21 protein-coding genes are annotated in these 16,113 nt (G+C 63.2%); 8 read left to right on the forward strand and 13 right to left on the reverse strand.

Going from position 1 to position 16,113, the window contains the following annotated elements:
- Window positions 1-82 precede the first annotated feature (82 nt).
- The 8 genes from IE243_RS12110 to IE243_RS12145 form a co-directional block, all read right to left on the reverse strand.
- A complete protein-coding gene (locus IE243_RS12110; RefSeq protein ID WP_191319656.1) occupies window positions 83-355 on the reverse strand; it encodes a hypothetical protein in 273 nt (90 codons plus the stop codon).
- A complete protein-coding gene (locus IE243_RS12115; RefSeq protein WP_191319657.1) occupies window positions 352-564 on the reverse strand; it encodes a hypothetical protein in 213 nt (70 codons plus the stop codon). The genes IE243_RS12110 and IE243_RS12115 overlap by 4 nt, the downstream gene beginning before the upstream one ends.
- A complete protein-coding gene (locus tag IE243_RS12120) occupies window positions 554-961 on the reverse strand; it encodes a transcriptional regulator (protein ID WP_191319658.1) in 408 nt (135 codons plus the stop codon). The genes IE243_RS12115 and IE243_RS12120 overlap by 11 nt, the downstream gene beginning before the upstream one ends.
- Window positions 958-1,533 carry a hypothetical protein gene (locus IE243_RS12125; protein ID WP_191319659.1) on the reverse strand — a complete coding sequence of 192 codons (576 nt, stop codon included), beginning with the start codon at window positions 1,531-1,533 and terminating at the stop codon, window positions 958-960. The genes IE243_RS12120 and IE243_RS12125 overlap by 4 nt, the downstream gene beginning before the upstream one ends.
- A complete protein-coding gene (locus IE243_RS12130; RefSeq protein WP_191319660.1) occupies window positions 1,533-2,306 on the reverse strand; it encodes an AAA family ATPase in 774 nt (257 codons plus the stop codon). Before IE243_RS12130 ends, IE243_RS12125 begins: the two co-directional genes overlap by 1 nt.
- A 69-nt stretch (window positions 2,307-2,375) precedes the next feature.
- A complete protein-coding gene (locus IE243_RS12135) occupies window positions 2,376-4,562 on the reverse strand; it encodes a Mu transposase C-terminal domain-containing protein (protein ID WP_191319661.1) in 2,187 nt (728 codons plus the stop codon).
- Window positions 4,562-5,398, reverse strand: a complete 837-nt coding sequence (locus IE243_RS12140) for a ParB/RepB/Spo0J family partition protein (protein WP_191319662.1) — start codon at window positions 5,396-5,398, stop codon at window positions 4,562-4,564. The genes IE243_RS12135 and IE243_RS12140 overlap by 1 nt, the downstream gene beginning before the upstream one ends.
- A complete protein-coding gene (locus tag IE243_RS12145; protein WP_191319663.1) occupies window positions 5,395-5,646 on the reverse strand; it encodes a helix-turn-helix domain-containing protein in 252 nt (83 codons plus the stop codon). The genes IE243_RS12140 and IE243_RS12145 overlap by 4 nt, the downstream gene beginning before the upstream one ends.
- A gap of 352 nt (window positions 5,647-5,998) precedes the next feature.
- On the opposite strand from IE243_RS12145, the gene IE243_RS12150 reads away from it, so the two are divergent.
- A complete protein-coding gene (locus tag IE243_RS12150; protein WP_191319664.1) occupies window positions 5,999-6,448 on the forward strand; it encodes a S24 family peptidase in 450 nt (149 codons plus the stop codon).
- Between the two features lie 421 nt (window positions 6,449-6,869).
- On the opposite strand, the gene IE243_RS12155 is transcribed toward IE243_RS12150, so the two are convergent.
- Window positions 6,870-7,184 carry a hypothetical protein gene (locus IE243_RS12155; protein WP_191319665.1) on the reverse strand — a complete coding sequence of 105 codons (315 nt, stop codon included), beginning with the start codon at window positions 7,182-7,184 and terminating at the stop codon, window positions 6,870-6,872.
- A gap of 129 nt (window positions 7,185-7,313) precedes the next feature.
- Here IE243_RS12155 and IE243_RS12160 point away from each other — a divergent pair, with 129 nt between their 5' ends.
- Window positions 7,314-7,742, forward strand: a complete 429-nt coding sequence (locus IE243_RS12160; protein WP_191319666.1) for a hypothetical protein — start codon at window positions 7,314-7,316, stop codon at window positions 7,740-7,742.
- A gap of 608 nt (window positions 7,743-8,350) precedes the next feature.
- Window positions 8,351-10,258 carry a flavin-containing monooxygenase gene (locus IE243_RS12165; protein ID WP_191319667.1) on the forward strand — a complete coding sequence of 636 codons (1,908 nt, stop codon included), beginning with the start codon at window positions 8,351-8,353 and terminating at the stop codon, window positions 10,256-10,258.
- Here the strand turns inward: IE243_RS12165 and IE243_RS12170 are convergent.
- From IE243_RS12170 to IE243_RS12180, 3 genes are all read right to left on the reverse strand, one after another.
- Window positions 10,234-10,878, reverse strand: a complete 645-nt coding sequence (locus IE243_RS12170; RefSeq protein ID WP_191319668.1) for a TetR/AcrR family transcriptional regulator — start codon at window positions 10,876-10,878, stop codon at window positions 10,234-10,236. The genes IE243_RS12165 and IE243_RS12170 overlap by 25 nt on opposite strands.
- A 79-nt stretch (window positions 10,879-10,957) precedes the next feature.
- The gene (locus tag IE243_RS12175) at window positions 10,958-11,266 is read right to left on the reverse strand and encodes a siderophore-interacting protein (protein WP_191319786.1); all 309 of its coding nucleotides are present in this window, start codon (window positions 11,264-11,266) and stop codon (window positions 10,958-10,960) included.
- Between the two features lie 39 nt (window positions 11,267-11,305).
- Complete coding sequence (locus IE243_RS12180) at window positions 11,306-12,097, reverse strand: enoyl-CoA hydratase (RefSeq protein ID WP_191319669.1); 792 nt, start codon at window positions 12,095-12,097, stop codon at window positions 11,306-11,308.
- Between the two features lie 57 nt (window positions 12,098-12,154).
- On the opposite strand from IE243_RS12180, the gene IE243_RS12185 reads away from it, so the two are divergent.
- A complete protein-coding gene (locus IE243_RS12185) occupies window positions 12,155-12,313 on the forward strand; it encodes a hypothetical protein (protein WP_191319670.1) in 159 nt (52 codons plus the stop codon).
- Entirely contained in the window at window positions 12,310-13,236 is a 927-nt protein-coding gene (locus tag IE243_RS12190) for a cation diffusion facilitator family transporter (protein ID WP_191319671.1), read from the forward strand. The genes IE243_RS12185 and IE243_RS12190 overlap by 4 nt, the downstream gene beginning before the upstream one ends.
- A gap of 21 nt (window positions 13,237-13,257) precedes the next feature.
- Here IE243_RS12190 and IE243_RS12195 read toward each other — a convergent pair whose 3' ends face one another.
- On the reverse strand, window positions 13,258-14,019 hold the full coding sequence (locus IE243_RS12195) for a metallophosphoesterase family protein (protein WP_191319672.1): 762 nt from the start codon (window positions 14,017-14,019) through the stop codon (window positions 13,258-13,260).
- 237 nt (window positions 14,020-14,256) lie between these two features.
- Between IE243_RS12195 and msrB the strand changes: the two genes are divergently transcribed.
- From msrB to IE243_RS12210, 3 genes are all read left to right on the forward strand, one after another.
- Window positions 14,257-14,715 carry a peptide-methionine (R)-S-oxide reductase MsrB gene (gene msrB / locus IE243_RS12200; protein WP_210319855.1) on the forward strand — a complete coding sequence of 153 codons (459 nt, stop codon included), beginning with the start codon at window positions 14,257-14,259 and terminating at the stop codon, window positions 14,713-14,715.
- Between the two features lie 27 nt (window positions 14,716-14,742).
- Window positions 14,743-15,447 (forward strand): peptide-methionine (S)-S-oxide reductase MsrA, encoded by a 705-nt coding sequence (msrA, locus tag IE243_RS12205; RefSeq protein ID WP_191319674.1) that lies wholly within the window; start codon window positions 14,743-14,745, stop codon window positions 15,445-15,447.
- Between the two features lie 192 nt (window positions 15,448-15,639).
- Complete coding sequence (locus IE243_RS12210; protein ID WP_191319675.1) at window positions 15,640-16,107, forward strand: SRPBCC family protein; 468 nt, start codon at window positions 15,640-15,642, stop codon at window positions 16,105-16,107.
- Window positions 16,108-16,113: the final 6 nt, after the last annotated feature.

Genomic DNA, 16,113 nt, shown 5'->3' on the forward strand with positions numbered 1-16,113 from the left:
ATGTGAGAACTACTTCGTTTCATGCGGATATGAGCCGGAATGATCGAAAAACGCTCTAGTCCTCAAAAAACAGGCGTTAAATTCAGGCGGCCGGAAGCGGATGGCGCGGCAGGATCGGGAAGACGATGACGTTGCCGCCGATGGTGATGCCGGATGCGACGAGGGCGGCGCGGGCACAGGATGCGCGTTCGGTCACGGCGGCGGTTTCGAGCTCAAGAGCGTAGTCGGCCATTTCGCCAAACGCAGAAGCAAGACCGACAACTTCGTCTTTGGTCAGGGTGGTTTCCTGTCCTTCGAGACCTGCGAAATACTCGAACAACGTGTACATCGCGTCAGAAAGCACAACCTTGGTCATGAGCGACCTCCGTTCCGGCGGCGCCGGGGCAAAACAGCATTCATTCGGATGATGCGGGCGCCCTGAATGGCAGTCATGCCCAGCGGCGCGGCGAAGATGAATGTGGCGAACACGGTGAAACGCCAGTCGTCGACAACGATCCCGAGCGCGACGCCGCCGGCGGCGGAGATCAGGATGCACACGACGAGATAGGTGTGGTCACGACGCATCGGGGACCTCCCGTTGCACGCGGTGCTCGCAGCTCTTGCAGGCGTGGTAAAGCCGTGCGCGGGTGCTGTTCGTCGATGCGAACGGCCGCTTCTGCTCGGCAAGGCAGCGATCGCGGCCGATCTCGTCGAGGATCGGGCACAACACCGTCTCGCCCATGAGGGCGCCGCGAATGGCGGCAAATACCTTTGCAACATCGCCGGGATACTTGTTGCCGAGCACGTTGCTGACGACCGCAGCGGAATAGCCGAGCCGTTTGGCAACCGCATTGGCTGGCTGCGCCGCGCAAGCTTCAGCGAGAGCAACAACTTCACCTGGGATATCAGCTCCCCACGCGGCTTGCGCTTTGGCCAGCGGATCAGCATGGGAGCGTGAGCCAGGGACAGGACCGCGATTCATGTCGCATCTCCCTTGGAAATCTTGCGCATCAGGTTGACGTCAAAAGAGGCCTGTTCCTGCCGCAGGATTATGGGCGCGCGCGGGCCTGTGTTCCGCCGTGGAAGCAGGCGGTAAACGGGTTTGGTCCGGTTCGCGGGCGATCGAGTGGTGGCGACCTCAGCCAGGTATCCGATCTTGACCAGGTCGCGCGCAAAAGCCGCCGCCGCGCGTTGCGTAATTTCCTGATCGTCTGTCGAGGCTGACACCGCCAGTTCGAGCGCCGAGAACGTTCCGAGGCTGCGTATGGCCGTCCAGAGAGCCTGCTGCTGGCGTCCCCCAGCGAGACGCCCTACCAGCGGCGGCGCTTCGCCGTGATTGACGATGCGGTAAGCAGCAGTATTTGCTTGCTGCGTTCCGACCAGCTCAATGGCGCCCATGTCGTGCAAGTTGACGAGATAGGTCCGGATAGCGGCTTGGCCTTTGCCCGGAAATACCGCTGACAATACTGCCACCGAGAAGTAGCCGTACTCTTTCTGCAGCGTTTCCATTACGCGCCAGTAGAATGCCGAGTTGAAGGCGTTGTTGTACTGCATCACGCCACCGCCCTTCGGGATGGCGACTTACCGCTGTCCAGTTCGCCCCTGTAGTTGTCCATCGAGAAATCGGTTACGCCGGTGATGCGCGCATGCTCTGCCATATGGGCAAGATTGTTCACAATTCGCCGGGCGCGCCCGTCGGATATGCGCCGGACGTGCTCAAGCAAGTCCATGCTGGGGTTGAGATCAGGGCAAAACGCTTTCGCCAGCTTGATCGTATCCTCAATGTCGCACGGCTGGGCCGTTGCCCATGCGAGCACGCGATTATGAACTCGCTCGATCCGCTCCAGTTTCTGCGGCAGGAGCTCTTCGCCGATCAGAATGACCGCAACCTGTGAGCCTTCCTGAATTTCACGCACGATCTCGATCATGCTCTTGTCAACGAGCTTGTCTGCTTCGTCGATAAACAGCGGCGGGTGCTCGGGGGCGGCTAGGCGACCGATCAATTGCTCGGTCATATCCGCGACCGTGCCTTTTGGATTCTGGACGCCGACCTCCCGCAGGATTGCCCGCACGAGGGTCTTTTTAGTCCAGCTGTCGCCAACCTCGACGCGCGGCCCCAGTGTTTTGTTCTGCGCGTAAACGGCAGAATATGTCTTCCCGTATCCGGAATAGCCGTGCATCACGCCAAAGCCTGGTTGGTGATAGGCGCGGTGCCGCAAGCGGTTTACGAGCCGCATCATCTCCGCCACATTTTTCAGCGGCGCGAGCGAGCTGGGACGTTCAAAACCGCTCTCTGGCCTCTTGTGCTGGGTTGATGTTTCTGACATGGTTCACCCACTTGAATAAGTTTCTTCTTCAAAAGGGTCTCGTTGGCGCGAGGCCCTTTTGCTTTGGCGTTAGCCCAATGCTTCGTCGCCAAAGTCGTCAAACAGATCGTCTAGGGCTTTCTTTTCGGCAGACTGGACATAGCCTCCGTAAAACGCCGCCTCTGCTGGCGTGATTGGCTCCTCTGCTTCCATGCGTTTATGAATGGACAGGAACCGGCGATACCGCTGGGCCTGTGTTTCCGTGTCGCGCAACTGCACGACCCTGCCGCCAGGCGCTGGTGTGGGCTCTGGCGCTACTGGGGCGTCCATCTCGCGTTCAAGCTGGGCAAGGATCTCCGCGACCTCGTCGGTGACTGGCGCGGCCTTCGGGGCGTCACCACGACGGCGCGCTGCAACCTCAAGGCCGGCATCGAGCGCAGGCGTCGTGACTTCGTCAGCGCGCTTGGGGAACTCGACGAGATTGGCATTGCGCCGGGCGGCCAGCTCCATGCGGCTGTCCAGCACAGTGCGGGACGTGATCTTGCGGCGTTCCGCCTTAATCTCAGCCGTGCGCTCCTGGATGAGTTGCTTCTGTGCGGCGGCGACGGCCGCGCGCAGCGCAACCGGGTCTTCGCCGAGCAGTTCGGGGCAGCGTGCCTCCGCGATAAACGTGGCGCTGTCCTCTTCGGCGAAGCACCAGGCGCGCCCGGCATCCTGAGGGTCCAGGCGCACGAACACGCGCTGGCCGACCATCAGCCCCGGAGCCATGTAGTGGTAGTGCGCGATGCGGATGCCTTTCTTGCCAACTGTACGATAGCCGTCGTTGTCCGGCGCCGGCATCAGCAGGATGTTGAGCGCCTCGGCATCTACCTGCTCGATCGGTCCCGACCATGAGGCCGCCTTCGCGAAGGGGCTCATGCCAAGGGCGTTGTGGCGGTGGTGGGCGTAAATCTGACTGGCCCAGTTGTCGGCATGGGACGCTAACTCTGCAGCCGTCATTTCGACCGCAAACGCCTTGTTGTCGTCGACGCCGAGGCGCGCGGCGAACGCCTTGCGGGATTCGATGACCTTACGGTCAGAGACGTTGTGGCCGATAAACCCCGGCAGCATGCGTCCACAATCGACCTGGAAGGTCCTGACAGCGCGCTCGACAACACCCTTCTGCCAGGGGCTGAACGCCGTCGACGTGATGGTCTCGATGTTGACGCCAGCCAACAGCCTTCGCGTCGCCTTGGCGACAAAATCCGAGCCATTGTCCGTCTTTACGGCCTTGGGCCGCCCCCACAACAGGATCGCCTTGCGCAGCAGCAACTGCACCGCTTCGGAACGCGGTGTCCGCGACACCAGCAGCACCATCCGGCGCGACCAGACGTCGATGCAGACGTAGACCGAATGGCGGCCGTCTAGGCACAGGGCGTCGACGGGCGAGGCGTCAATCTGCCAGAGCTCGTTGAGCCCGTGCACGAGGTGGACGTATGTGCCAGCAACGCGGGTCCGCGAAATGAAGGCGTCCGGATTCGTCAGGGCCAGAAGTTCTGTGTTGTGCTCGGCCTTCCAGCGTTTTAACGCCATTTCAACAAGGCGCTGGCTGGGGACAGGACGCAACGTCCCGTCCAGCTCGATTCCGCCCGCATATTTACTTTTCAGCGTCTCGTGGAGTTGGCGGGCCGTGTAGAGCGGATTTTGCACCACCAGGGCCAGCAGGAAGGCCTTAACCCGGCCTTCGTCGCCAGCATCGAGTAAACCACGCCCGCGCCGGGCGCCGCCCCGATCGACAGCCAGCCGGTCAATCTCGCCGTTCTTTCCAGCTGACTGCCAGCGAAAAAGTGTGCGGGATGACAGGCGAGGCACGGCCTGCCGCACCCAGTCGGCGACGTCAACGCGGCCCTGCACATACAGATCCGCGAAGTAGTTGACGCCAACTGTCAGGCTGACGCCAGATTGGCGCCGGAACAGGGCGAAAGCGTCAAGGATGGCGACGCGCGCATCGAGTTCGACGCCAGCCCGGCCGGCGGGGGCGTCGAACTGTGCGGTCAAGGCCGTGTCTGGCGGTGTCGCGGCCTCGCCGTGGCGCCCGCAGTAGTCCCAGCGGGCGGCCACAGGCAGCAGAGAGATATGATATTCGACGCCGCCGCCACGTCCCTCGCGTTTGCGGCAAAGCGCGCCAAAGCGGGCCCAATCCTCGCGCTCGGCGAGCAGATTGATGTTCTGCCGCGTCGTCGGCAGGCCGGCCAGGGCCAGATCTGCGATTTCGGATGACGTGAGCCAGACCTTCATTACGCGCCGCCTTCCTTGGCTGCGATGCGACGGTCGACCAGGTCGCGGAGCGAGCGCAGTTGCGCGAGCGACAGGCGCAGGATCTGCGCCTCCAGCTTGACCAGGGGCCCGTCCTCCTGACGCACGGCTCCGCCGGCCGGGATGAGGCCCGCTGCGACGCGAGCCTTCGCGACATTGGCGGCCCTGCCATTCGCGACGGTGCGCGCAACGGTGACCTGCTCCTCGGCCGGCAACTGGGCAAGCGCCTGAAGCTGGCTCTGGTTATCTGCCAGCGGCGTGCCACGGATGAGGGCGACAGCTTCAGGGGAGAGATGTGCAGCAAGATCCCGCGCCCGGTAAATGGTGCGCGCGGAGACCCCCGTCCGGCGAGAAGCTTCCTTCGAAAATTCAGACCAGTTTGCCAAGTTGGCAAACTGATTTTTCTCAAGATACTTCCGTGACTTCCTGTCGCCGCCATTGCGCGCGCCAGGGTTCTCTCGCTCGAATATATCGCCAAGGCGACCAAGGAAAACGGCCCGGTCAAGCGGGTTGAGCTCGGCACGGATGATGTTGGCGTGAATCTCGTGCTTTTCGCGCTCCTCAGGTGTCAGGTTGCGCTCATAGACGCGCACTTCCGTCCATTCGAGACGCTTGGCGGCTTCAAGGCGATGCTCGCCGTCTACAAGAATGACGGCGTTGGCGTCATTTGTGGCGCGAGCGACAGCAATCGCGCTCAACTGCCCGACCTCGGAGAGTGACGCCATGATCATCGCCACGTGCGGCTCAGAGACCACGCGCAGTCGATCTGCAACAAGAATATCGTTGATGTTGATGTTGTATTCGAGCCCGTCAGTCATCGCGCACCTCTCGGTGCAACCAGAAGCCCGATGCGTTTCCCATTGCTGTCGTAGTATTCTGGCCAAATATCCTGCGGCTTTTTGCCAAGAGCGCCAGCGATCATGCCGTTCACTTTGGGATACGGCCGCACCATGCCTGCATAGACCGCAAAGCGACTAACATTGTTCTGCCGCGCTATTTCAGCGGCTGTCGTTCCGCGCTGGCGTAGCGCGTGCAGGATCACCTGCTTCGTCCAGTTCCTGGCCATATCTGCCCCGTCTCGCCTTGTTTCTGGCGACGTGTTAACCACACATGTGGACTTCACTTGTGACAGTGTCGTTGAATATGATTTGTTCGTCAACTCATATTCAACGATTAGCAACCGCGCAGGCCGAATTTGAATGGCAGATCGATCACAAATGGCTGGCAGAATTGATGATCTGATCCGAAGCCTCGGCTCGCGAGAGGCGTTCTCGGCAAGGACGGGCATCCCCTTGGCGTCCCTCGATCGTTACTGCAGGGGCGACTCCGATGTGCCCAGCTCCCGGCTGGCCGTTATCGCCAAGGCAGCAGGCGTAACTACGGACCATCTCATATTCGGGGAGAGCGGATCGTCAGATATGGCAGCGCATCCGCCGTTGCCGTCAGAAATGCCGGATGCGGTGATGATTCCGCTGCTTGACGTGGTTGCTTCCGCAGGCCCTGGCGCTGAGAATCCAATGCCATTTGAGCTCGCGCGATTGCCGTTCCCGCGTGTTTGGCTTGACCGGCTGGGTGTCCCTGAGCGCTATGCCCGCTTTATTGACGCGCGCGGCGACAGCATGGAGCCCACGATCACAGAAGGCTCAGTGTGCCTTGTAGATACGCGCGTTGATCGCGCCCGCAGGGACGGCGTTTATGTGCTGGTAGATGGCAATAGTGTCCGCATCAAACGCATTGCCATTGGGTGGCAAGGTGCGCTTACTCTCATCAGCGACAACGAGCGATATCCAACGGACACGCTCGCGGCTCCGGACGCCGAGGCACTCCGGGTCGAGGGGCGCGTTGTTTGGGCAGGGGGCGAAATATGAGGCGCATCGGTGGATTCTTGGCGTTCGCAGCCAGTGCTGGCTTTATCACTGGCGCTTGCGCGTGGGAGTACCGGATATCAACGTCTGACTGGATCAAATCTGTGAGCCAGAGCCACCGCCAAGTCATGCAAGCGGTCAGAACGGGAGATGCCGACACGCTTAAGCAAGAGGGCTATACACTGACGCGACTGGTAGCGGAGGTCCGCACGTGGCCGCAAACGGAAGGCCCATGGACTGTCGCTCGCGTCAGATGTGGTCTCGCCGCTCAGTCGCTCGCGAATTTTACCGATGATATGCGCCGGGGCGGTCAGCGCGGCACCGCTGCAGCGGATGGATCATTGCGAGATTACAACTCGTACATGGCCGACTGCCGCAGCTGGGCGCGCAAGATCAAGTGACGTGCGCGCCCGCCGATGCAGCCTCAACTCGCCAGCAACATTCCTTCGGCGGACGATGCGGCAGTGCGCATGTCATCAACTTCGGCAGGCAGCACCCCGTGGCGCGCGAGAATGACGGCATCTTCCCATTCACCAGTTGCAGGATCACCGGTGCGTCGGAAGGCCACAACGCCCGCTCGCGCCTCCCTGTAGCGCTCGACGAGGCGCATTGCATGCGCTTCATCGCGTGCCGGCATTGGCTCATCGGCGGAAATTTTTCCTCGGGCCCCTTTTACGGCTCTGAACGTCTGGACGACGTAGTAAGTCAGATGCTTGACCGTTTCATGGGTGGTCACCATGGCAAACTCCCTCTCAGCCCTTAGGTAACGGTTACCGAGAGAGTGTCGCGCTTGACCGTGAACAAAACAAGAACGATTTTAACGAACGGTTAACGTTGTTCATTGCGGGGATTGCGCGAGGTGACCATCATGAGCAGGACGATAGATGAGGCGATCGAGCGGGACCTGTTGAAGGGCAAGCTTGTGCTCAAAACAGTTCCAATGACCCTGACCAAGCAAATGGAGGAGACGGCCGTCGAGGTTTACGAACGCATGCTGAGCTATGGGATGCCGGTGCACATCGCCGTCGAGGCAGCGGCTCACGGGGCGATTGTGGCCGCGCCAGTGATTGATCCGGCAGAGATGCGGATTGCGCCTCCGGGTGCGGTGATCGTCCTGAGCGATTGGATCAATTCAGCCCGGGAGGCCTATGACCGGTGCAAGCTGGATCCGATTGGCACTCCAGCCGCTAAGGCGGCTACTCTGGAGCTTCTAAAGCTGGTCGATAAGATTCTTCCCGCCGTTCCCCCACCAGATTGGCGCGGCGCCACTGTGCCGACTAGGGAGGATGGCGCTTGACGCAGTGGCCACGCCATTCGGCGTTTGGCACCCGTTCCCTGGCGCTTTAAATGGCCTTGAACGGCGATTTTGCCGTTACACTTCTTTTTCGGGCGATCAGAGTGCATCTTCGCCAGATCACCTTAGCTGGCAACGATTTTAGCTATCTGTCACGGCTCGCACGGGATTGCTCCCAAGTCGTGACAGTTCCAAGGGGGCGTTTGTTGATTTCACGGGCCTTTCGGCTTCAGCGTGTCACGCAGCGCCCTTTCGGTCCGGCCGGACACTGCCATTTGATCTTTCGCTGGAAGCTGTCCATCTGGCCCGACCGCTCCCGCCAAGTCCCTTATGCGGTAAGGCTTTCCCGGGTAATCCCACCTAATCCCGGTTGATCCCGTCGGTTCCCCTCTACTGCCATCTGATCTTTCGTTTCACACTACAGCCGGCGCATGCTCGCCCCGCCGCCAGACCGACGCGCGTATTGACGTCAATCAAAAAATGAATATTGGTTCATTATTCATTTTCGACGTCAAAACCGGCGACCTCGCCAGGCGGCGCACGGCCCGACGTCAGCGCTCCCCCGGGGCGACGCCCCGTCACGAACCTCCGCGCAGGGACAACAGGCAACAATGGATCAGTTGGCAGACAACGCCCGGCTGGGCGACCATCTCAGGGACGGCGACATCCGCGTGCTGCTGATGGTGCTGTATCACATGACCGGCGACGACCGCTGGCTGAAGCCGCCCTATGCGCCGCGCCGCGACGTGCGGCTGATCCCCGATCCTGACGCGGGCCTGCCGCCGGAAATCCAGGATGAAATCCGCGCGGCGATCATCGACGTTTTCAGGAGGCCTGACGCCCGCCCCGCCATTCCGACGCCGGACGACGCAACGCTGCTGAAGATGATGGACGCCACCCTGGGCGAGCGGGTGTCGCCGGAATACGCGCCCCTGATGCAGGAGGAGATGGGCTTCGTCTCCCGCGACGTCGTCTGGCGGGCGCAGCCGGAGGCGGCGACCCTGCAGAACCGGCATGTGCTGATCGTCGGCGCCGGCGTCTGCGGCGTGGCGCTGGGCGTTGCGCTCGGCCGGCTGGGCATTCCCTACACGGTCATCGACCGCAACGCCGATATCGGCGGCGTCTGGTACATGAACCGCTATCCAGGTTGCGGCGTCGACACGCCGAACCATTCCTATTCATTCTCATTTGGCGCCGCCTATCCGTGGAGCCGCTATTTCGTCCAGCGCGACGAGCTGTACGACTACATCACCGGCATCGCCGACGAATTCGACGTGCGCCGGCATTTTCGTCCGCGCACCGAGCTGACCGGCGCGCGCTGGGATGCGGCGCGCCATGTCTGGACGGCGACGCTGAAAACGCCGGACGGCGAGGAAACGCTGGATACCCCCTATCTGGTCAGCGCCATTGGCCAGCTCAACGATCCGTCGCGTCCGCCGTTCAGGGGCGAGGAAGATTTTCAGGGGCAGATATTGCACTCCACGGCGTGGAGCAGCGATCTTGACGTGACCGGCAAGCGCGTCGCGATCATTGGCACCGGCGCGACGACCATGCAGATGGCGCCGAGCATCGCGGGCAAGGTGGCGGCGCTCGACATCTACCAGCGCACGCCGCAATGGGTGCGGCCGGTGAAGGGCTACGCCGACCCGATCAGCGACGACGCCCAGTGGCTGCTGGCGCATCTGCCGTTTTACGCCAGATGGTTCCGCTTCAACATGTTCTGGCGCTATGGCGACGGCCTGCTGCCGTTCCTGAAAATCGACCCGGAGTGGCCGCATCCGGAGCGGGCGGTGAACAGAACCAACGACCGTCATCGCCAGGAGCTGGCCGACTTCATCCAGGCCGAACTCGCCGGGCGGCCCGACCTGATCGCCAAATGCACGCCGGCCTACCCGCCCTATGGCAAGCGCATCCTGCTCGACAACGGCTGGTATCGCATGTTGACCCAGCCGCATGTCGCGCTGGTCACCGACGCCATCGACCATTTCGACGCCGCCGGCGTCGTCACGACTGACGGAACCTCACGACCGGCCGACGTCGTAGTGGTCTCCACCGGCTTCCGCGTCACGGAAATGGCGGCGAAACTGAACATCACCGGCCGCGACGGCGTAACCCTCAAATCCTTGTGGGGCGAGGACAACCCGTCGGCCTACCTCGGCATTTCCGTGCCGGGCTTCCCGAATTTCTTCAACATGCTGGGCCCGAACACGGGGCCTGGCCACGGCGGCAGCGTCATCTTCCAATCAGAATGCCAGAGCCGCTACATCGCCTCCTGCATCGTGCAACAGACGGAAGCCGCCGCGACCGCCGCCGAGGTGCGCCAGCAGGCGCACGACGCTCACGTGCAGGAAGTGGATGACCTGCACCGGGACATGATCTGGTCGCACCAGGGCATGACCACCTATTACCGCAACGCCGCCGGGCGGGTGGTTTCGGTGATGCCCTACCGCTTCGTCGACTACTGGCGCATGACCCACGACATGGATCCCGCCGCCTATGAGTTCGCGCGGACGGGTTGAGCGGGCCCCGCCTCGACGAACAGGCCGCCCATGCCGATGAGGCGCAGATAAACGGAGACCATCCGTTCTGCGTCCACATCCTTGCCGGGCGCCTGCAACAGCATGGCCATGTAGTCCTGCATGCCCATCAGCAGGTAGCCGAGCACCGGGATGTCCTCCCGGGAAAAGCGGCCCAGTTCGTTCAGGTTCAGGCTGCGGCCGAGCGCCTGGCCATAGCCGGCCAGATAGGCCTCCAGGTGCCGCGTGTAAGCGCGGGGCGCGTGGATTTCCGCCTCGTGAAAAATGCGGATGAAGCCGGGGTTCAGCCGCAGATAATCAAAATAGGCCGAAATGCGCTGGCGCTCGCGCTCCAGCCCGGTGGCTCCCGGGGCGACGTTGGCGCGCAGGTGGGCGATCAGCCGCTCGCCGGCAATGGGCAGCAACTGGTCGAACAGGTCCTGCCGGCTGTCAAAGTAATTGTAGAAAGTGCCGTTGGCGACATTGGCCAAGGCCGTGATTTTGGCGATCGACGCGGCGGCGTACCCTTCATTCCCCACCACCTGGATGGCGGCGGACACCAGGGCTTCCAGCGTGTCGCTCTGCTTTTCCCGCCGCGTCCGTTTCCGCGTCTGTCCGCTCAACTCACTCTCCGCCTGAAACCAGCGCGCGGGCCGGCGCAGGCGGAGTTATAGAGCGTTTTCCAGCAACCTGGATACCACCTCACGTCAGGCGACGCGCGTGCGCGGCGTATAAAACGCCCCGATCACGAAAGCGTATCGACGACACGATCCAGTGCGACCAGGTTTCCGGACTTCGAGGAGCCGCGAGATCACCGGCAGCGCCGCAAGGTCGCCAGACCTCGCCAGAGCCGCCCAGCGCGCCGACGCTTTCCGCCGGATCGCCATGCAGCACGAAATCAACGTCGATGCTCCCGGCGTCGGGATCGACCTGCCGCACCGTATAGGCGCCCAGGCGCGGACGTCGCTCCTCTGGCGGCCACACCGGCAGGCCGTCAGGACCCGGGGTCAGCCATTCCTCCGGTCACAACGCCATTAGTAAAACCGCCGCTCAGGCGCCCCGGAACACCGGCTGGCGCTTTTCGACGAACGCCGCGGCCGCCTCGCGGTGGTCGGCCGTGCCGCCCGAGCGGGTGTGGTTGATCGCCTCATTGTCGAAGCAGGCTTCGAGCGATGCGGTTTCGGCCATGTTGATGTTGTGCTTGATGTAGCCAAGCGTAATGCGCGGCCCGTGCGCCAGCTTCAGAGCGTAGGCCCGCGCCGCTTCAGCGAATTCGGCGTCATCCACCACCTCGTTCACCAGGCCAAGGCGCAGGGCGTCATCAGCGGTCAGCACCGGCGAGGTGAAGTAAAGCTCGCGGGCCCTGGCGCTGCCGACAAGGCGGGTCAGAAAATAGGTTCCACCGAAATCGCCGGACAGCGCCACCTTGGCGAAAGCGGTGGTGATTTTCGCCGACCGCGTGACAATGCGCAGGTCGCAGGCCAGGGCCAGCGACAGGCCCGCGCCAGCCGCCGCGCCATTGATGCCGGCCACGGTGGGCTTGCGCATGTCGTGCAGCAGGCGCGACGCTTCCATCCAGCCGCGCAGGCTCCAGGCGCGATCGTCGGGCGACAGCGCCCGGCCCTCGCCGCTGGCCATGGCCTTGACGTCGCCGCCGACGCAGAACGCCGGGCCAGCGCCGGTCAGCAACACCGCATGGGCGTCGACATTGGCGGCGGCGCGCGCGGTGGCCGCGACCAGCCCTTCGCACAGGGCCGGATTCAGGGCGTTGCGATTCTCGGGGCGGTTCATGGTCAGCGTCAGCAGCCGGTCCTCAAGCTGCTCGATCACGACGTTGGACATGGCGTTTCCTTCTGATGTTCTCCGCCGCATTGGCGGGCCCATGGGGTCGTCACGGTCATGACGCCGGTTTTTGTCATGGGAGCCCATTGGTCCCGCGACACGGCGGCGACGTCAACCGCCTCGCGCGGCGCGCATGTTGACGTCGACCGGCCGCTTGCCTTCCCCATCGCGCTGACGCAGCATCGCGCCCTGGCCTCTGGCGGGGAAAGCTGGTGAAACCGGAACAGGATCTTCTGCGCCTTTCAACCGGCGTTACATTCATCGTCGCGGCGATCGGCATCATCTTTGGACTTCTTTCGGGCTCCTACGCCGTGATCTTCGACGGCATGTACGCCCTCACAGACGCGATCATGACCATGGTCGCGCTTGTCGTGACCCGGCTGATCGCCGCCTCGACGGCGTCAGGGGCCGGCGACAGCAAGCTGGTCAAGCATTTCACCATGGGTTTCTGGCATCTGGAGCCGATGGTGCTTGGTCTGAACGGCATCCTGCTGACCGGCGCGGCGGTCTATGCCTTCGTCAACGCCATCGGCAGCATCATCGATGGCGGGCGTGAACTCGCCTTTGGCCCCGCCATCGTCTACGCCGTCATCACCCTGCTGATCACCACGTCGATGGCGGCGTTCGAACACCGGCGCAACCGGACGATCCAGTCAGACTTCGTCGCCCTCGACGTCAGGTCATGGGTCATGTCGTCGGCGCTGACAGCGGCGCTGCTCGTCGCGTTCAGCATTGGTTTTCTTTTCCAGGGCACGTCCATGGAGTGGCTGACGCCATACGTCGATCCGGCGGTGCTGGCGCTGGCGTGTCTGGCCATCATCCCCGCGCCGGCGGGGACGATCCGGCAGGCGTTCTCCGAAATTCTGCTTGTGACGCCCACGGATCTGAAACAGCATGTGGACACGGTTGCCGAGACGATCGTGCGCCGCCACAACTTCGTTTCCTGGCGCTCCTATGTCGCCAGGGTAGGCCGTGGGCGGCAAATCGAGTTGTATTTCATTGTGCCGGCCGATGATCCGCCGCGCATGCTGCGGGAATGGGATCGCATCCGGGATGAAGTGGGCGCAATGATCGGCGACGACACCCCGGACCGCTGGCTGACCATCGCCTTCACCACCGACCCCGAATGGGCTGACTGATGCTCCGGCGCGCCCGCCGCCTCAGGTGGAGAGAAAGGCGCGCTGGCCGCCCTGAATGATCAGGGCGGTGAGACGACCGGTTTTCACGGCGCCCGTATCAATGCCGATGCGGTTGGCCCGCGTAACCGGTCCTGGGCTGATGGTGTGACCGTGGACGATCACTTTTGCGAACAGTTGATCCGTCTCTAGAAAAGGCGCGCGGATCCACATCAGGTCATCGGGGCTCTGGCGATCAAGCGCGACGCCGGGGCGGACGCCGGCGTGACAGAAGAAGAAATCGCCAAAACTGATGCAATGCGGCAGGCCTTCAAGAAATTGCCGGTGGACGCCAGGAAGCGTCGCCACGAGGCGGGCGTGATCGCGCAACAGGGCGTCCGGGTCATCCGCGTAATCCCGGAAATTCATGTCGACGCCGTAAGACCGGGCCGTTTCCGCGCCGCCGTTGTTGGCGAACACGCCGCGCAGGTCCGGTTTGTCCAGAAACGCGAGAAACGCGGCGTCGTGGTTGCCAGCCAGCATGACGCGGCGCGGATCCCCCCGCAGCGACGCCAGAATGTCGAGCACGCCCCGGCTGTCCGGGCCGCGATCGACATAGTCGCCGAGATAGATCACCCGCCAGTCGGCGGCTCCAGCGCGCCTGATGTCCTCATCGACCAGCGCATGCATCTGCTCCAGCAGGTCGCGACGGCCGTGGATATCGCCGATGGCGTACAACCGCAGACCGTCCGGACCACGCGCCTGCGACAACGACAGCGACGCCGTCCGCGCCTGATTTCCGCCCATGACGCTCAAGCAACCGGTCCTTTCGTGGCGCGGCCTCCCCTGGGAGAGGCGTCCGCCATTCATGTCGGGTGAACGGCGTTCGCCGGGCATGATGCGCCCGGCGGCGCCGAAATTCCTCCCCAATGTGCGCGCCACAATGTGGGCGATACGGGAGATATGGCCATGACGCACCAACCGGACAGGCCCAGGCGTTCCGAGGCATGGCGATCCAGCGGTTCCTGCTCACGCCGGTCCTTCATGCTGGCCGGCGCCAGCCTCGCATTGCTTGCGGCCGGCCCGCGTCTGGCGATGGCGGGGACGACATATCCCGTCAACCTCAGCGACGCGGAATGGCGCAAGAAGCTGACGCCGCAGCAATATGACATCCTGCGCAAATCCGGCACCGAGCCGGCGTTTTCCAGCCCACTGGACAAGGAACATCGCGCCGGCGTTTTCAGTTGCGCCGGCTGCGACCAGCCGCTGTTCGATTCCAGAACCAAATTCGACAGCGGCACCGGTTGGCCGAGCTTCTGGAAACCGCTCGACCACGCTGTCGGCGAGGAGCAGGACAGGTCATTTGGCATGACGCGCACGGCGGTGCATTGCAGCCGGTGTGGCGGCCACCTTGGCCACGTCTTCAGCGACGGGCCTCAGCCGACCGGGCTGCGGTATTGCATGAACGGGCTCGCCCTCGCCTTCCGCCCGACGACGGCGTAACCGGGCGGCCACGGTGGAGACAGCATCATGAAACAGGCGGTTGGTTGTGGCTTTCTCACCGGCGTCGCGGCGCTGCTGGCCATCGCGGCGATCGCGCCGGCCGAAGCGCGGGAGGGCGTGGCCATCCCGCCGCCGAAGCTGGATGAACCGGCCCCCGCCAGCGACCGGATGGAGACCGCCGTGTTTGCCGGCGGCTGCTTCTGGGGCGTGCAGGGCGTGTTCCAGCACGTGCGCGGGGTGGCCAACGCTGTCTCCGGTTACGCAGGGGGCGCCGCCGTCACCGCCAACTATGAAGCGGTGGGCAATGGCGACACCGGCCATGCCGAAGCGGTGCGGATTACTTATGATCCCCGGCAAATCAGCTACGGCAGGCTCATGCAGATCTACTTCTCGGCGGCGCACGATCCCACCCAGAAGAACCGTCAGGGCCCTGACGTGGGCTCGCAGTACCGCTCCACGGTGTTCGCGCAGAACGCTGATCAGGCGCGACTTGCGAAAGCTTATGTGGCGCAGCTCGATGGCGCCCGCGTCTATGGCGCCCCGCTCGCCACCACCATCGAAGGCGACAAACAGTTTTATCCGGCGGAAAAATATCACCAGGACTACATGACCCTGAATCCACGCGCGCCCTATATCGCCTACTATGACCTGCCGAAGCTCGATCATCTGAAGCGCCTGTTCCCCGATCTCTATCGGGAAAAACCAATGCTCACCTCGCAGGCCGGCGGCTAGAGCTGTTTTCGATCAATCCGGATCGCAAACCGCTCCAGTTCTCTTTGTTTGAGCGCATTCTGATCGGAAGGCGCTCCAGAGCATTCTCGGGCTGACGCCGCTTCGCATCAAGCAGCGCGTCAATTCGGGACGATCGGGAAGAACAGCGTCAAACGTGCCGGAGGGCATGTCAGACAAACGGGGAGCTTTCCAATGGAGCCGGGTTTCACCATCAGCGGCCGCATCGCCAGACCAGTGGCCCAGGTGTTCGGGGCAGTTGTCGATCCGGAACAGCTCTCGGCCTACTTCACCACCGGCGGCGCCCGGGGATGGCTTGAGCCGGGCGCGACCGTGACCTGGGATTTCCATGATTTCCCCGGCGCATTTCCGGTGCATGTCGTTGACGTCGACAAGGACCGGCGCATTGTGTTGCGCTGGGGCGCGGCCGAAGGCGCCGCGGCGCCGGACGCCGCCGGCGAGCGGCTGACCACGGTGACCATGACCTTCGAACCGCTCGCTGACGACCGCACCCTGGTGCGGATTTCCGAAGCCGGGTGGACTGACGCGCCAGCGGGGATCAAGGCGTCCTATGGCAATTGCGAAGGCTGGACCGGCATGCTCTGCGCCATGAAGGCCTGGCTGGAGCACGGCGTCCGGCTGCGCGAAGGCTTTTACAAGTAAATCAGG

The organism is Camelimonas fluminis (genome assembly GCF_014656355.1).
GTDB lineage: Bacteria > Pseudomonadota > Alphaproteobacteria > Rhizobiales > Beijerinckiaceae > Camelimonas > Camelimonas fluminis.

Bases quoted from the DNA above. Each gene is read 5' to 3' on its own strand.
- IE243_RS12145 (WP_191319663.1), bottom strand. From the start codon at position 5,646: ATGGCCAGGAACTGGACGAAGCAGGTGATCCTGCACGCGCTACGCCAG.
- IE243_RS12185 (WP_191319670.1), top strand. From the start codon at position 12,155: ATGACGCCGGTTTTTGTCATGGGAGCCCATTGGTCCCGCGACACGGCG.
- IE243_RS12210 (WP_191319675.1), top strand. From the start codon at position 15,640: ATGGAGCCGGGTTTCACCATCAGCGGCCGCATCGCCAGACCAGTGGCC.
- IE243_RS12115 (WP_191319657.1), bottom strand. From the start codon at position 564: ATGCGTCGTGACCACACCTATCTCGTCGTGTGCATCCTGATCTCCGCC.
- IE243_RS12135 (WP_191319661.1), bottom strand. From the start codon at position 4,562: ATGAAGGTCTGGCTCACGTCATCCGAAATCGCAGATCTGGCCCTGGCC.
- IE243_RS12165 (WP_191319667.1), top strand. From the start codon at position 8,351: ATGGATCAGTTGGCAGACAACGCCCGGCTGGGCGACCATCTCAGGGAC.
- IE243_RS12180 (WP_191319669.1), bottom strand. From the start codon at position 12,097: ATGTCCAACGTCGTGATCGAGCAGCTTGAGGACCGGCTGCTGACGCTG.
- IE243_RS12125 (WP_191319659.1), bottom strand. From the start codon at position 1,533: ATGCAGTACAACAACGCCTTCAACTCGGCATTCTACTGGCGCGTAATG.
- msrA (WP_191319674.1), top strand. From the start codon at position 14,743: ATGAAACAGGCGGTTGGTTGTGGCTTTCTCACCGGCGTCGCGGCGCTG.
- IE243_RS12195 (WP_191319672.1), bottom strand. From the start codon at position 14,019: ATGGGCGGAAATCAGGCGCGGACGGCGTCGCTGTCGTTGTCGCAGGCG.
- IE243_RS12130 (WP_191319660.1), bottom strand. From the start codon at position 2,306: ATGTCAGAAACATCAACCCAGCACAAGAGGCCAGAGAGCGGTTTTGAA.
- IE243_RS12140 (WP_191319662.1), bottom strand. From the start codon at position 5,398: ATGACTGACGGGCTCGAATACAACATCAACATCAACGATATTCTTGTT.
- IE243_RS12160 (WP_191319666.1), top strand. From the start codon at position 7,314: ATGAGCAGGACGATAGATGAGGCGATCGAGCGGGACCTGTTGAAGGGC.
- IE243_RS12155 (WP_191319665.1), bottom strand. From the start codon at position 7,184: ATGGTGACCACCCATGAAACGGTCAAGCATCTGACTTACTACGTCGTC.
- IE243_RS12150 (WP_191319664.1), top strand. From the start codon at position 5,999: ATGGCAGCGCATCCGCCGTTGCCGTCAGAAATGCCGGATGCGGTGATG.
- IE243_RS12110 (WP_191319656.1), bottom strand. From the start codon at position 355: ATGACCAAGGTTGTGCTTTCTGACGCGATGTACACGTTGTTCGAGTAT.
- IE243_RS12120 (WP_191319658.1), bottom strand. From the start codon at position 961: ATGAATCGCGGTCCTGTCCCTGGCTCACGCTCCCATGCTGATCCGCTG.
- msrB (WP_210319855.1), top strand. From the start codon at position 14,257: ATGCTGGCCGGCGCCAGCCTCGCATTGCTTGCGGCCGGCCCGCGTCTG.